The following is a 13,701-nucleotide window of genomic DNA, read 5'->3' as shown; positions in this document are numbered from 1 at the left end:
GCTCGGGGTCATCCGACCAGGCGCAGGTCGGTGATGGTTCCGCTGGCGACGAGCGCCACGTACAGGTCGGTCAGGATGAGCGTGGCGAGCGTGATCCACGCGAAGGTCGCGTGCCGCGCGTTGAGCGCGGACACCCACGTCCACAGCCGGTACCGCACCGGATGCTTCGAGAAGTGCGTGAGCCGCCCGCCCATCACGTGCCTGCACGAGTGGCACGACGCCGTGTAGCACCACAGCAGCGCGACGTTCACCAGCAGCACGAGGTTGCCGACGCCCACGACGAAGCCGTCGGTCGGGTGCCGGAACGCGACGACGGCGTCGTACGTGTTGATCAGCGAGATGACCACCGCGAGGTAGAAGAAGTACCGGTGGGCGTTCTGCAGGACCAGCGGGAAGCGCGTCTCGCCCGTGTACGTCCCGTGCGGCTCCGGCACCGCGCACGCGGCGGGCGAGAGCGCGAACGAGCGGTAGTACGCCTTGCGGTAGTAGTAGCAGGTCAGCCGGAACAGCAGCAGGAACGGCAGGCTGAGCGCCGCGTACGGGATGAGCGGGTGGTCGGGCAGGAACATCCCGAAGTGCGACGCTCCCGGCTCCGACGCACACCCCAGCGACACGCACGGGGAGTAGAACGGCGTCAGGTAGCGCTCGTCGGCGAAGAAGTACTGCTGCTGGAACGCCCGCACCGTCGCGTAGACGACGAAGATCAGCAGGCCCACCGTGGTCGCGGCCGGCGGCAGCCACCACCGGTCCGACCGCAGCGTCCGCGCACTGATGGCTGCGCGGCCCGGGCTGTCGACGCCTCGCGCGCCGGTGCCATGGGCGGTCGCGGTCACGACCGGTCGCCGTGGTAGCCGCCGAGCCCTTCGTCGTCGGCATCGCTGAACATCGCCTCGTCCAGCGGGGTGTCCGGCACGACGACGTGCTCGGGCACCCGGTTGTTCGGCTGCCGCACGGGCTCCGCCGACGCGAGCTCTGTCGCGTCGATCTCCAGCCGCTCGAGGTCGTTCATGAGCCGGCGCACCTCCGGCCCGTCGCCGAAGGCGCTCCGCACTCCGGACACGCTCTGGCGCAGCTGCTCGATCGAGCGGCGCAACGTGGCAAATTCGGTGGTCGTCATTCGGCACCTCCTTTGGCGACGCCCCTCACCACGGTGTGAGGTGCGTCACGACAGACTCTGCCGTGAACGCCTGCGTTAAGCAAGAGCGACGCGCAGGCCGGGCGCGGTAGCCTCGACTCAGCAGTGCACGCCGCCGGCCAGGCGCGGCGTGCTTGGGAGCTCGGCTCCCGGGTGGGTGGTCTTCCAGGCCGCCGTGGCGCTCGGCCCGCTGCTCGCGAGCGCGTGCGTGGTGCTGGCAGGACCCGAGGCGGGGGCGCTGGTCGCCGCCCTCCTCATCGGGATCGCGACGGCGCTGTACCTCGGCAAGGACCGCGCGGCCTGCCCGCCGCCCGCTCCGCAGCGGCCGGGGGCGGGTTCGCCACCCCCGGGCTGCTCCTCGTGCTGGCCGTTGCGGGCCTGACAGGGCTCGGGCTCGGCTACGCGGTGGCGGTGGCGGCCTCCGCCGCACCGTCGGTGACGCCGCTGCTCGTGGCCGGTCTCGTGGTCGCCGGACGGCGAGCCAGGTGAGACCCTGGCTCGCCGCGGCGTGCTGGGACGGGCGGGGTCAGTCGCGGTCGAGCTGCTTCTCCGGCTCGCCACCGGGCCCGCTCTGCAGCTGCTTGTCGGCGCGGAGCTCCCAGAACGTCGCGTTCTCGATGCCGAGCTTCCGCGGGTCGAACTGCGGGTCCAGGCCCTGCCGCTTCTGCTGGCGGTAGTCCTTGAGCGCCTTCAGGGCGGGGCCCTGGAGGAACAGGATGCCGACGATGTTCAGCCACGCCATCGAGCCCACACCGATGTCGCCGAGACCCCAGGCCGCTCCGGCGGTGGTCACGGCGCCGTAGGCCACCGAGACCAGGACCAGCGCCTGCAGCACCCGCTGCATGGCCCGCGCCGCGAGACGGTTCTCCATCTTGCGGGTGAGGTAGTTCAGGTTGGTCTCGGCCATGTAGTAGTACGCCACGATCGTGGTGAACACGAAGAACGACAGGGCGATGGCGATGAACGTCGGGCCGGCGCCGGGGAACACCGAGTCCAGGCCCTGCTGCACGAAGCCAGGGCCGGGCTCGACGTCGGTGCTCAGACCGCCGTGACCCTCGTGGATCACGTCGCTCGGCCAGGTCTCGCCCGAGAAGGTGTTGAACATGCCGGTCGAGATGATGATGAACGCGGTAGCGGAGCAGACGAACAGCGTGTCGACGTACACAGCGAAGGACTGTGCGAAGCCCTGCTTGGCCGGGTGCGAGACCTCAGCGGCCGCTGCGGCGTGGGGCCCGGTGCCCTGGCCGGCCTCGTTGGAGTAGATGCCGCGCTGGACGCCCCACTTGACGGCGAGGCCGAGGATCGCACCGAACACCGGCTGGGCGCCGAAGGCGCTGCCGAAGATCAGCCCGAACACGCGGGGGATGTCGGTGAAGTTCATGAAGAACACGACGACCGCGATGAGGATGTAGAGCAGGGCCATCGCGGGGACCACGACCACCGCGAAGTGGGCGATGCGCTTGACGCCGCCGATGACGATGAAGCCCAGCGCGATCACCAGGCCGATGGCGGTGACCCAGGTGGGGATGTTCCAGGCGTTGTCGATCGCCGAGGCCATGCCGTTGGCCTGCACACCCGGCAGGAAGAAGCTCATCGCGACGATGGTGACGACCGCGAAGATGATCCCGTAGGCCAGCGACAGGCCGCGAGCCTTGTGCTTGTACGCCTTCTCGAAGTAGTAGGCCGGGCCACCGCGGTACTCACCGGTGTCCGGGTCCTTCTCCTTGTAGATCTGGCCGAGGGTGGACTCGATGAACGAGGTGGCGGCCCCGAGGAACGCGGAGGTCCACATCCAGAACACGGCGCCGGGGCCGCCGAAGGCGATCGCCGTGGCGACGCCGCCGATGTTGCCCATCCCCACGCGACCGGAGAGCGACATCATCAGTGACTGCAGCGAGGACGTGCCGTCCTCCGACTCCTTGCCCTTCTTGAGCTGGTTGAGCATGTCGGGGATGTGCCGGACCTGGAGGAAACCGGTGCGGAGCGAGAAGTACAGGCCGGCGAGAAGGCAGAGGGCGATCAGCGGGATCGACCAGATCAGCTCGTTCGCGGTGCTGATGCGATCGGCGAAGCTCATGGTTACTCCTGGATAGGAACAGTCGGGCACTCGCACCGGCGGGGACCAGCCCGTCCGCGGCGACACACCGCGCACCTGGCACCCTCGGCAGCAAGCGACCTGTGAGTACGGTCACGACAAAGCAATGGCGGAACACTAGCGGGTCACTCGCCGACGGGGTGAATTCCGGGGCCTGGACGACCCGGAGGTGGGTCGGCTTCAGCAGGGCTGCGGGCACTCCTCCGGCCGCGTCGTGGCACGATCGACGTGGGCGCCCCCGCGATGCGGCAGGGCGACAGCAGGACCCCGCGACCAGGAGGAGGGACCGTGCCCGACGCACCCCGACCCGCGAGCGGGCCCGACGGCGGGGACGCCGCCTGCTGGCTGTCCGAGGTCTGCGCCGACTGCGGCGCCCTGAACGAGAGCCCGACGGGTCCCTGCTGGCGCTGCGGCGCCGTCCGCGGTGAGGAAGACAGGGACGCCGACGGCGCAGGCACCCCGGGCTAGGGCCGGATCACGCCCAGCCGGATCACGCCCAGCCGGGTCACCCCACGGGGCGGGGCTCCGCCGGCTCGTCGGCGGGGGTCTGCTGCGACCTGGCACCCCGCGCGGCGATCGCCGCGACGACCAGCAGCCCCATGACCACGAGCATCGCCTGCCGCAGTCCTGCGTGCTCGCCGAGGAACCCGAGCAGCGGCGGACCGACGAGGAAGGCGAGGTACCCGCACGTCGCGACCGCGCTGACCCGCTCGGCGCCGCGCTCCGGGTCGTCGCCCGCAGCGGAGATCGCCACCGGGAACCCGAGCGAGGCGCCGAGACCCCAGAGCGCGACGGCGATCCCGGCCAGGACCGGGTTCGGCGCGAAGGCGACCCCGGCGACGCCGATCGCCCCGCCGACGGCGCTGACGGACAGGACTGCCGCACGCCCGTACCGGACCACGAAGGGACCACCCGCGAAACGGCCGACCGTCATGGCGAGGGCGAAGCCGGCGTAGACCAGCGAGCCGCTGGTGGCGGAGACGCCGTGCCCGTCGACCATGAGCAGCGGGAGCCAGTCGTTGGCCGACCCCTCGGCGAAGGCCATCGCCAGCACGACGACACCGATGAGCAGGAGCCGGGAGTCGCGCCACACGCTGGGGCGGCGCACCCCGGCGCGCGAAGCGCCGTCGGCCCGCCGCCCGCGTGCTCGCGGAAGGGCGGCCACCTGGCCCGTACCGGCGGGGATACCGGGGAACGCCCACGCGGCGAGAGCGGCCATGACGGCCGTCACGGCCAGCAGGTGCCAGAAGACCGGGAACTGCGCGGCCGTCAGCCCGATGCCCGCGAGAGCGCCCACCACGGTCCCGAGGCTGAAGCAGCCGTGCAGCACCGGGAGCACAGGCCGTCGGGTCACCGTCTCCACTGCGGCGGCCTCGATGTTGAGGCCGATCTCGCCCAGCCCTCCGCCGAGGCCGACGAGCAGGAGCCCCACGAAGACCCCCACCGCCGTCGACGCGCCGGCGCCCAGGCCGACGACCGCGATGCCGGCGACCGTGACCACGGCGCCCACCACGATGACGGGCCGCGCACCGTAGCGGCGGACGAAACCACCTGCCGACAGGACGCCGACCATCGATCCGACCGAGAGCCCGAAAAGGATCAGGCCCATCCCTGCCGTCGACGCGTCCACGGCATCTCGTACCGCGGGCGTGCGCGTCACCCACGAGGACAGGCCGATCCCGGTCAGGAGAGTCAGGGCGAACAGGGACAGTCGGACACGGCGGTACGGGTCGGCCATAGGGGCGATGGTACGCAGGGAATGTACGAACGTACACATCTGCGCCGGAACGATTCGACGCCGCGGCCGGCACGGCCACCGAGCGGGGTCACCACCTGCGGCCCTGTGCCGCGACGGAGTCCATCCCCCAGCGGACGGCCCGGACGGCCGCTCCCCCGGCCGGACCGCCGAGCGTGCGGCTGAACCACGTGTCGACGCCGAGCTGCTCACGTGCCCACGGCGGCAGCAGCGCCACCGACCCGGCGGCGAGCAGGCGGTAGGGAGCACGCGCCGCTCGGGGCAGCGGTGGCTCACGCAGCAGGAAGCGTGCGGTGTCCGCGGCGGCCGGCGTGACCTCCAGCTCGCTGCGGTACTACGCGATGCAGTCGGCCAGGTCCGCCACGGACTCCGGGACGACCTCGGCGCCGAGTGCGCGCGCGACGCGCCCGGACTGGGCGACGTACTCGTCCGCCTCGCCCGCGCTCAGCGGTCGTACGCCGTACCGCTGGTGGGCGGCCAGGAACGAGTCGGCCTCCGCGACGTGCACCCAGGTGAGCAGGTGGGGGTCGCTCGCGCGGTACGGGCGGCCGTCGGGAGCCTTGCCGCGCACCCGCGCGTGGACGGCGCGCACCCGGTCGACCATCTCCTGGGCGTGCTCAGCGGTCGCGAACGTCGTGTAGCCGAGGAACGTCGAGGTGCGGGCGAGGCGGCCCCACGGGTCGCCCCGGTACCCGGAGTGGCCGGCCACACCCGCCATCGCGAGCGGGTGCAGCGACTGCAGCAGCAGCGCCCGCAGCCCGCCGACAAACGTGGCCGAGTCGCCGTGCACCCTGCGGATCGGACTGTCGGGCGCGAACCAGCGAGGACCAGGGGTGAGGTGGATCCGGTCCCGCGCCTCGTACCCGCCGGGCCCGGCGACCCGCATGAAGAGCGCGTCTCCCACCCGGGCACGCAGACGCTCGACAGGGCTCGTGTCAACCGGCATACCACCAGTATCCGCCCTGGGATCAGACCAGCTCACGCTCCCGGTCCGCCGTCGGCACCGTCCACCCGCTGCCCGACGCCGAGAGCGGTGCGCCGCCCGTCAGCCGACGCCGATGTGCGGCATCAGGTCGAGGCGTTCCAGGATCACACCTTCGCGCAGCGCCCAGGGGCAGATCTCGAGCTCGGCCAGGTCGAACACGTCCATGCAGGCCTCGGCCACCAGGGCGCCCGGCACGATCTGGTGCGCCCGGCTCGGCGAGACGCCGGGCAGCCCTGCCAGGTCGTCGGCCCCCATCGCGATGAGCTCGTCGACGCGTTCGCGCAGGTTCTCGAGCCGCAGCACCCGGCGCACCAGCGGCCCGTCGCCCGCCGGGGCGGCTCCGCAGATGCGCGCAAGGGAACGGAACGTCTTCGAGGTCGCGGCCGCACGGTCGGGCCGTCCGCTGCGCAGCAGGTTCCCGGCGTTCTGGGCGATCTCTGCGCGCAGGTCGCGGCGCAGGGCGCGGAGCGCCCCGGCGTCGGGCACGCTCCCGAAGTGCGTGCGGGCGAGGCGCGCAGCCCCGAGCGGGAGCGACCACGCGGTGTCGGGCGCCTCGTCGGCCCCGCCCGCGATCTCCAGGGAGCCGCCGCCGATGTCGAACACGGCCAGCCGTCCGGCCGACCAGCCGAACCACCGGCGCACCGCCAGGAACGTCAGCCGGGCCTCGTCCTCGCCGCTGAGCACCTGGAGCTGCACCCCCGTGCGGTCGAGCACGGTCTTGAGCACCGCCTCGGAGTTCACGGCGTCGCGCACGGCGGACGTCGCGAACGCCAGCGTCTCGGCGCAGCCCCGCTCCTCGGCGACGCGCATGGCCTGCGCGGTGAACTCCACGAGGGCGTCCACCCCCGCCTGCCCGACGGCGCCCTGGTCGTCCAGGTGCTCGGCGAGCCGGAGCGGCTCCTTGTGGAACGAGGCGGGCAGCGGCGCCGCGCCACCGTGGGCATCGACCACCAGCAGGTGCCCCGTGTTGGAACCGATGTCGAGCACCCCAAGACGCATGGCACAGACGCTACCCCGATCGGGCGGGCGACCGGGAGCGGGGTCAGCAGAAGCCGGAGCGGGGCGCCGTCCATGGTGGGCAGCGCCCCGCCCGGCGCTCATTTCCCGCCGGTCGTCGCGATGCCCTGCACCAGGTAGCGCTGGCCCACGAGGAACACGATGAACACCGGCAGCAGGCTGACGACGGACATGGCGAACAGCGGTCCCCAGCTGCTCGCGCTCGTGGCGTCCACGAGCGAGCGCAACGCGACCGACGTGGTGAACATCGCCGGGTCGGTCAGGTAGATCAGCTGGGTGAAGAAGTCGTTCCACGTCCAGATGAAGGTGAAGATCGTCGTCGTCACCAGCGCCGGCCGCATGAGCGGCAGCAGGATCTGCGCGTAGATCCGGAAGAAGCCCGCGCCGTCGATCCGGGCCGCCTCGTCGAGCTCACGAGGAATGCCGCGGATGAACTGCACCATGAGAAAGACGAAGAACGCGTCGGTCGCAAGGAGCTTCGGCACGATCAGCGGCCAGAACGTGTTGACCCAGCCGACCTGGGAGAAGAGCACGTACTGCGGCACGATCACCACGTGGATCGGCAGCATGATCGTCAGGAGCATGATGCCGAAGAACACCCGCCGACCTCGGAACCGGAGGCGCGCGAACGCGTAGGCCGCCATCGAGCACGAGACGAGGTTCCCGACGATCGCGCCGAGTGCGATCAACGAGGAGTTGACCAGGTAATGGCTGAACGGGAAGCCTGCGGCGTCCCACCCCTCGACGAAGTTCGCGAAGTCGTCGCCTACCGGCCAGAGGCCTGGCGTCTGGAAGATGTCTGGTTCGTCGCGTACCGCGCTGACGAGCATCCAGGCCAGCGGGTAGGTCATCGCCAGCCCGATCAGGATGACGATGAGGTGCTTGCCCACCCGTGTCGCCACCGCCCGGTCGCGGCCAGTACGCCTGGTGCGGGAATCAGTCGTCATAGAACACCCAGAATCGAGAGGCCCAGAAATTGACAGCGGTGAACACCGCGACGATCACCAGGAGTACCCAGGCCATGGCGGAGGCATAGCCCATCTGGAAGTTGCCGAAGCCGCTCTGGTACAGGTACAGCGTGAAGAACATGGTCGAGTCGGACGGGCCGCCGGTCCCACCGGACACGATGAACGCCTGGGTGAACGCCTGGAAGGCGTGGATGATCTGCAGGACCAGGTTGAAGAAGATGATCGGTGTGAGCAGCGGCAGCGTGATCCGCACGAACCGGGTCCATCGACCGGCACCGTCCACGGCCGCCGCCTCGTAGAGCGCGACGGGCACCTGCCGCAGCCCGGCCAGGAAGATCACCATCGGCGCTCCGAAGGTCCAGACGTTCAGCACGACGAGCGTGCCGAGCGCTGTCGAGGGTTCGGAGACCCATGCGGGCGCGCTGTCGATCCCGACGAGTGCGAGCGCCTGGTTGACCAGGCCGTCGCTCCCGAACAGGCGTCGCCACAGCACGGCGATGGCGACCGATCCCCCCAGGAGCGACGGGAGGTAGTAGACGGAGCGGTAGAAGGCCAGGCCGCGCATCCCCCGGTTGAGCACGACGGCGATGCCCAGTGCTGCGGCGAGCTGGATCGGCACCGAGACGAAGACGTAGACGAACGTGACGCGGAGGGAGTTCAGCAGGCGCTCGTCGCCCAGCATCGCCGTGTAGTTCTCCATCCCGACGAACTGCGGCACCTGCAGCAGGTTGTAGTCCGTCAGGGAGAAGTACAGGGAGACGCCCATCGGCCCGGCCGTGATCAGGACCAGGCCGGCCAGCCATGGCACCAGGAAGAGGTAGGCCGCGCGTTCCTCCTGCTTCGCGGCCTGGCTCTGCACCCTGACCCGGGACTGCGAGCGCAGTGTGCGCAGCTCGCCGAGTGCGGTCACGTGCTGTTCCCGTCTTCGAGGGCCGTCGCGGTCGTCGTCGGCGCCGTCGTCGTCGTTATCGTCGTCACGAGAGGATCCCGGTCGACTGGTCGAAGAAGTCGCTCGTGGCGGCCTGCACGCTGGTCTCTCCGAAGCCGATGTCCTGCCCTAGCTTGGTGAACAGGGTGAGCAGCTGGTTGTAGCCGACAGGCCAGGCCGGCGGCGCGGCCGGGACCTCGGCGGCGACCCGGCCGACGTACGCGACGGCCTTGCCCTCCGCCGTGCTGGGGTCGAGGGACAGCAGGTCGATCGCGCGCTGCGAGGGCGGCACACCGAGCACGACGCCCAGGGCCGTGATGGCCTCGTCATCGTTCACGAGGAAGTCGATGATCTTGGCTGCTTCGTCGGGCTGGGGGCTGGTGGACGCTACCGACCAGAAGTCGAGGCACTTGACGAACAGACCCGAGGTTCCGGTGCCGGTGGTGGGGGGCATCAGGATGTCGAGCGGGCGGTCGACGAACGGCTGGACGAAGGCGATCTGCTGCACCCAGCCGAAGCCCACCGGGGTGATCCCCTTGGCGATCGGCCACGTGTCGAAGCCCGCGACCTCTGCGGAGACCGAGGCGGGCGGTGCACCTCGACCGGCACGCAGATCGTCCCAGTACGCCCACCACTCCTCGAGCACCTCCTGGTCGAACGCGAGTGCCGTGCCGTCGTCCGTGAACAGCTCGGTACCGAACTCCCGGACGTAGGACTCGAAGAGCTGGAAGCTGCCGGCCTGGTCCATCGACCCGTATACGTCGTCGCTCGACGAGCCGACGCCCTTGGCCCACTCGCCGAACTCGTCCCAGGTCCACGACTCGTCGACGTCGGGTGCCCCGAGCCGGGCGATGAGCTCTCGGTCCACGAAGGCGGCGTTCGCGATGGAGCTCTGGCTGATGCCGTAGTACTTGCCGTCGAGGCGGGCGCTGTCGGCGACGTCGGAGGCCATGTCGTCGATGCTGATCGTGGATCCGACGAGCCCGGTGAGGTCGTGCAGCGCCCCGCGGTCGGCGTAGTCGGCGAGGTAGCTCATCGACATGCGCATGATGTCCGGGGCGGAACGGCCGGCGGTCTGGGTGGCGAGCTTGTCCCAGTAGTCGGCGAAGGCGGAGTACTGGGCGGTGACATCGATGTCCGGGTATTTCTGCCCGTAGACCTTGATCAGGCTCTGCATCGCCTCGTGCACCGGGTCGCCGCCGTACCAGGTCAGTCCGAGCCGGCCGGTGTTCGCTGCGCCGGGGGCGCAGGACGCCAGGCTCGCGGCTGCGATGCCTGCGAGGGCAACCCCGAGCATCTGACGACGTGTGATCTCTTGTGTCATGCCGGCTCTCCTTGAGCGGTGAAGTCTTGAGCAGTGGAGTCTTGAGCGGTGGAGTCTTGAGCGGTGGAGCTGGGTTCGTGGTGGAACATCCAGTTGTGCGGGGCGCGCTTCAGGGTGTAGGCGCCGCGTGGCAGCTCGTCCTGGGCGCGCAGCATCCACTGGGCGAGGCGCCACAGGAGCTCGGACCGGTGCCCGGCGTACCGGGGATCGTCGAACCTGTTGTCCACCTCGGTCGGGTCGGCAGCCAGGTCGTACAGCTCGCCGTTGCCGTCGCTGTGCACGATCAGCTTGAGGTCGCCGTGGCGCAGCATCCGCGAGCGTCCGCTCTGGGTGACCGTGTTGAGCTCGTCAAAGGAGCGCCCCTCGTACGGGAAGTGCAGCGGCGGATGCTCGTGGGCGCCGTACGTCACCCCGCCGAAGCCGCGCTCAGCGTAGATCTCGTCGAACTCGGCAGAGGTGAGCTCGTCGTCGAGCAGGAGCGGGGCGAGGCTGCGGCCGGTGACGCCGTCGGGGACGGCAGACCCCACGAGTTCGGCGACGGTCGGCAGGATGTCGACGATCGACACCATCTCGTCGCGCCGGCGTGCCGCGACCGCGCCGCCGCTGACGAAGAAGGGGATGCGCATCAGGACCTCTGGCATGCCTGCGCCCTTGCGCTGCAGCCCGTACTCGGCGACGTAGTCGCCGTGGTCGCTCACCATGATGACCAGGACGTCGTCCCCCAGGGTCGACCACATGTGCTCCATGAGCCGTCGCACCTGGTCGTCCAGGAGCCGGAGCTGCCCGCAGTAGTTCGCGCGGTACCGCCCGCGCTCGTCGTCGTAGCCAGGGCGCTTCGTCTCGGTGAGCTCCTGGAGCCAGGCCCAATGTCCACCCTTTGCCGCCGCGACCTCGGGCCCGTGCAGGCGGTCGGGGATCTGGTCGGGCGGAAACATGCTGAAGTACGGCTCGGGCACCTGGTACGGGTTGTGCGGTTCGGGGAACGACACCCAGAGGAACGTGGGACGGGAGGCATCCGCGTCCGAGATCGCCGCGACGGCGTCGGAGACGATGCGGTACGGGAGCGACGCCTCCAGCGGGAACGGCGTCGGCTGGTGGGAGACTCCGTGGTCGAGCTCGTCGAGCCACTGGTCGAACGCCTCGTGCTCGGGGTTCTTGTCGGGGCCGTCGGTGTGGAAGTAGGGCCCGCGGTAGGCGTCGAAGTCCTCCGGGCCGCGGTGCATGTGGGGCTTTCCTGCGAAGACCCGGTGGTAGCCCGCCTCGCCCAGGACGTCGAGCAGGTCACGGTCGAACGATGCCGCTCCCGGCGTGCTGTTCTGGGTCACCCGGTGCGCGGACGGGAACCGGCCGGTCAGCAGGCTCACCCGCGCCGGAACGCACAGGGGCGAGCTCGTGTAACCCCGTTGGAAGTCCGTCCCCTGCCGCGCGAGCTGGTCGAGGAACGGGGTCGTGTCGATCGGGAACCCGGACCGGGCCGAAAGGTCCGCTCGGTGTTGGTCGGTCATGATCAGGACGATGTGTGGCGCGTCCGCGGGCGCGTTCATGTCTTGCCTCTCGTGCTGGAGCGATTGGTGTCATGGCGAGGCAGGTGGGAGTGGTCGTCGCCCGCCTGCCCCGCCGCTCAGCGTTCGGTCACCGTGATGTCGCGCCAGCTTGCGGTGCCGGTCTGTGCCCGAGTGCCCACGGCCCCGTGGGTGAAGCACCCCGGGTCCGTGTGGGTGAGCTGGACCGGGTCGGCGCTGCCATCGGCCGGGTGCCCCGTCATGGTGAACGTGCACCCGTCGGCCTCGACCTCGACGTGGTACCACTCCCCCCGCGCGAGCCCGCCGGGGATCTCGGTGCGGGCCAGAGGTGTCCAGGTCCCGTCCATCCGGCCGAGGGTCAGGGCGGTCGTCGAGACGCCGACGTAGTACCCGTCGAACCTGTCGGCGCCGACGCGCGGATCGGTGACCCGCACGACGAAGCCCGCCTGCGGCCCGGAATCGATGCGAACGTCACCCTCCAGCGAGTAGTTCCGCCAGCCCGTGGAGCCTGCGATCGCTTTGTTGCCGCCGTTGCCGCCGCAGGTCTCGGAGAACACGCCACCCGACACCGACCAGCAGCCGCCGTAGTCGATCCAGCCCGACTGGCCACGCTCGAACGCGCTGGCGTACGGAAGCTGACCGACAGAGGTCTTCCCGGTCCCCTCCATGCACCCGGTCTCGCCCACGGCCGTGGCAGCGGTGTACCGGAGGGCCTCGCCACCGTCGTCCAGCAGGAGGTTGGGGCTGTAGCTCGTGCTGCAGGCCTCGGCCGACGCCGTACGCGGCTGGAACGGGGCAGGCATCCACGACCACGGCCCCTCGCCGTCGGCCGGCCCCACAAAGATGGCCTGCCGGTCCTCCCGCGTGAACGCGTTGTTGTCCGCGAAGCGCGTCCGCATACCGGTCAGCATGAGCTGGCCGTCGGGGCCGCCCGCCGGGCTCCACACCACATAGGGGCTGCTGCCGAGGTAACGGCCGTCCGTCGTGACCGCCATGGTCCCGAGGTCGGACGGACCGGACCCCCAGGTCTCCCCGCCGTCGGTCGAGGTCTTGACGTATGCCTCGCAGTTTCGCCCGGCTCCGCAGATCTCGTAGGCCAGCACCATCGTCCCGTCCGGGAGGGTCGCTACCGTGGGCATGCCCGGCCGGTCGGTGGCGACGTCGCTCCGGACGTCGACGACGAGCCCCGGGCTGAAGTTCGTCGATCCGTCCGGGTTGGCACTCCAGGTCACGCCACCGTCGTTCGACACCATGTGCGCGAGCACCTGGGCGTGCTCCGGCTCTGTCCGCTCGTCGGAGAAGAACATCGCCAGCTGCCCAGCGCCGTTGACCGTGAGGAACGGCTCCCAGACCCCTGAGCCTCCGTGCGGCGCACCGACGCTTCCTCCGCCGGTCTGCAGGATCGACTGGAAGTCCCAGGTCGCACCGTGGTCGGTACTACGCCAGAGGACGAAGTCGGTACGGACCTTCTCGCTCGGCGCGATGTTGCCGGCGAGCAGCAGCGTCCCCGCGGGGAATTCCCCCATCGCAGTCGGCAGCTCGAACAGGAACGGCTGCCAGAACTGGTCGGACGGATGATTGGTGCCGGTCAGCGGGTCGGTCAGGGTGGTGAGCGTCGTCCAGGTCCGACCGTCGTCCGTCGACTTCCGGATGATGAAGTTGCTCGGCGTGCCGTCCGTGGTCGCGTGCTCGAACGTACCGATCAGGGTCCCGTTCGCCGAGCCGCTGTGCTCGAGCCGGATGATGCGTGGGTAGGCGAGCCGTTCGGTGGTCGACGACCGGGTGTACATGCTCTCGCCCAGGTCGTTGGCGGACGCACTGGGGATCTGGGCACTCACCATCCCGCCCAGCACCAGAGCCACGGCGGCGAGTCCGCTCGCCCACCTCATTCCCAGGCGCGCAGAGACCTGTCGCACGATGCCCTCCCTTGGGTCACAGGTTTGCCTCGATGCAATCCTGCTGCCACGCAC

13 protein-coding genes and 1 pseudogene are annotated in these 13,701 nt (G+C 70.3%); 3 read left to right on the top strand and 11 right to left on the bottom strand.

Features of this window, described 5'->3' with window-relative positions; genetic code table 11:
- Window positions 1–8: 8 nt before the first annotated feature.
- Window positions 9–833 carry a hypothetical protein gene (locus ACFS27_RS15755; protein ID WP_377184644.1) on the bottom strand — a complete coding sequence of 275 codons (825 nt, stop codon included), beginning with the start codon at window positions 831–833 and terminating at the stop codon, window positions 9–11.
- Entirely contained in the window at window positions 830–1,117 is a 288-nt protein-coding gene (locus ACFS27_RS15750) for a hypothetical protein (RefSeq protein WP_377184642.1), read from the bottom strand. The genes ACFS27_RS15755 and ACFS27_RS15750 overlap by 4 nt, the downstream gene beginning before the upstream one ends.
- A gap of 148 nt (window positions 1,118–1,265) precedes the next feature.
- On the opposite strand from ACFS27_RS15750, the gene ACFS27_RS15745 reads away from it, so the two are divergent.
- Window positions 1,266–1,517 carry a hypothetical protein gene (locus ACFS27_RS15745; RefSeq protein ID WP_377184640.1) on the top strand — a complete coding sequence of 84 codons (252 nt, stop codon included), beginning with the start codon at window positions 1,266–1,268 and terminating at the stop codon, window positions 1,515–1,517.
- Window positions 1,496–1,624 (top strand): hypothetical protein, encoded by a 129-nt coding sequence (locus ACFS27_RS15740; RefSeq protein WP_377184638.1) that lies wholly within the window; start codon window positions 1,496–1,498, stop codon window positions 1,622–1,624. The genes ACFS27_RS15745 and ACFS27_RS15740 overlap by 22 nt, the downstream gene beginning before the upstream one ends.
- A 37-nt stretch (window positions 1,625–1,661) precedes the next feature.
- On the opposite strand, the gene ACFS27_RS15735 is transcribed toward ACFS27_RS15740, so the two are convergent.
- Window positions 1,662–3,212: an alanine/glycine:cation symporter family protein gene (locus ACFS27_RS15735; RefSeq protein WP_377184636.1), complete on the bottom strand. Its 1,551-nt coding sequence runs from the start codon at window positions 3,210–3,212 to the stop codon at window positions 1,662–1,664.
- A 306-nt stretch (window positions 3,213–3,518) separates the two neighbouring features.
- Here ACFS27_RS15735 and ACFS27_RS15730 point away from each other — a divergent pair, with 306 nt between their 5' ends.
- Window positions 3,519–3,698 carry a hypothetical protein gene (locus ACFS27_RS15730; RefSeq protein ID WP_377184634.1) on the top strand — a complete coding sequence of 60 codons (180 nt, stop codon included), beginning with the start codon at window positions 3,519–3,521 and terminating at the stop codon, window positions 3,696–3,698.
- Between the two features lie 37 nt (window positions 3,699–3,735).
- On the opposite strand, the gene ACFS27_RS15725 is transcribed toward ACFS27_RS15730, so the two are convergent.
- The 8 genes and pseudogenes from ACFS27_RS15725 to ACFS27_RS15690 form a co-directional block, all read right to left on the bottom strand.
- On the bottom strand, window positions 3,736–4,968 hold the full coding sequence (locus ACFS27_RS15725; RefSeq protein ID WP_377184632.1) for an MFS transporter: 1,233 nt from the start codon (window positions 4,966–4,968) through the stop codon (window positions 3,736–3,738).
- Between the two features lie 88 nt (window positions 4,969–5,056).
- Window positions 5,057–5,872, bottom strand: a pseudogene (locus tag ACFS27_RS15720) (oxygenase MpaB family protein).
- 159 nt (window positions 5,873–6,031) lie between these two features.
- Window positions 6,032–6,970, bottom strand: coding sequence for a Ppx/GppA phosphatase family protein (locus ACFS27_RS15715; RefSeq protein ID WP_377184630.1), 939 nt, complete (start codon window positions 6,968–6,970; stop codon window positions 6,032–6,034).
- Window positions 6,971–7,068: 98 nt separating this feature from the next.
- Window positions 7,069–7,935 (bottom strand): carbohydrate ABC transporter permease, encoded by an 867-nt coding sequence (locus ACFS27_RS15710; protein ID WP_377184628.1) that lies wholly within the window; start codon window positions 7,933–7,935, stop codon window positions 7,069–7,071.
- Window positions 7,925–8,866, bottom strand: a complete 942-nt coding sequence (locus tag ACFS27_RS15705) for a carbohydrate ABC transporter permease (RefSeq protein WP_377184626.1) — start codon at window positions 8,864–8,866, stop codon at window positions 7,925–7,927. Before ACFS27_RS15705 ends, ACFS27_RS15710 begins: the two co-directional genes overlap by 11 nt.
- A gap of 64 nt (window positions 8,867–8,930) precedes the next feature.
- Window positions 8,931–10,208 (bottom strand): ABC transporter substrate-binding protein, encoded by a 1,278-nt coding sequence (locus tag ACFS27_RS15700; protein WP_377184624.1) that lies wholly within the window; start codon window positions 10,206–10,208, stop codon window positions 8,931–8,933.
- On the bottom strand, window positions 10,205–11,752 hold the full coding sequence (locus ACFS27_RS15695) for a sulfatase-like hydrolase/transferase (RefSeq protein WP_377184622.1): 1,548 nt from the start codon (window positions 11,750–11,752) through the stop codon (window positions 10,205–10,207). Before ACFS27_RS15695 ends, ACFS27_RS15700 begins: the two co-directional genes overlap by 4 nt.
- A gap of 77 nt (window positions 11,753–11,829) precedes the next feature.
- Window positions 11,830–13,647 (bottom strand): sialidase family protein, encoded by a 1,818-nt coding sequence (locus tag ACFS27_RS15690; protein ID WP_377184620.1) that lies wholly within the window; start codon window positions 13,645–13,647, stop codon window positions 11,830–11,832.
- Between the last annotated feature and the right edge of the window lie 54 nt (window positions 13,648–13,701).

Source organism: Promicromonospora vindobonensis, assembly GCF_042685865.1.
Classification (GTDB): domain Bacteria; phylum Actinomycetota; class Actinomycetes; order Actinomycetales; family Cellulomonadaceae; genus Promicromonospora; species Promicromonospora vindobonensis.
Note: the sequence above shows the minus strand (reverse complement) of the source record. Positions and strands in the feature narration are given on the sequence as shown.

What these genes read in the sequence shown, in the direction of transcription:
- ACFS27_RS15725 (WP_377184632.1), bottom strand. Translation starts at nt 4,968, where the DNA reads ATGGCCGACCCGTACCGCCGTGTCCGACTGTCCCTGTTCGCCCTGACT.
- ACFS27_RS15715 (WP_377184630.1), bottom strand. Translation starts at nt 6,970, where the DNA reads ATGCGTCTTGGGGTGCTCGACATCGGTTCCAACACGGGGCACCTGCTG.
- ACFS27_RS15750 (WP_377184642.1), bottom strand. Translation starts at nt 1,117, where the DNA reads ATGACGACCACCGAATTTGCCACGTTGCGCCGCTCGATCGAGCAGCTG.
- ACFS27_RS15700 (WP_377184624.1), bottom strand. Translation starts at nt 10,208, where the DNA reads ATGACACAAGAGATCACACGTCGTCAGATGCTCGGGGTTGCCCTCGCA.
- ACFS27_RS15695 (WP_377184622.1), bottom strand. Translation starts at nt 11,752, where the DNA reads ATGAACGCGCCCGCGGACGCGCCACACATCGTCCTGATCATGACCGAC.
- ACFS27_RS15735 (WP_377184636.1), bottom strand. Translation starts at nt 3,212, where the DNA reads ATGAGCTTCGCCGATCGCATCAGCACCGCGAACGAGCTGATCTGGTCG.
- ACFS27_RS15710 (WP_377184628.1), bottom strand. Translation starts at nt 7,935, where the DNA reads ATGACGACTGATTCCCGCACCAGGCGTACTGGCCGCGACCGGGCGGTG.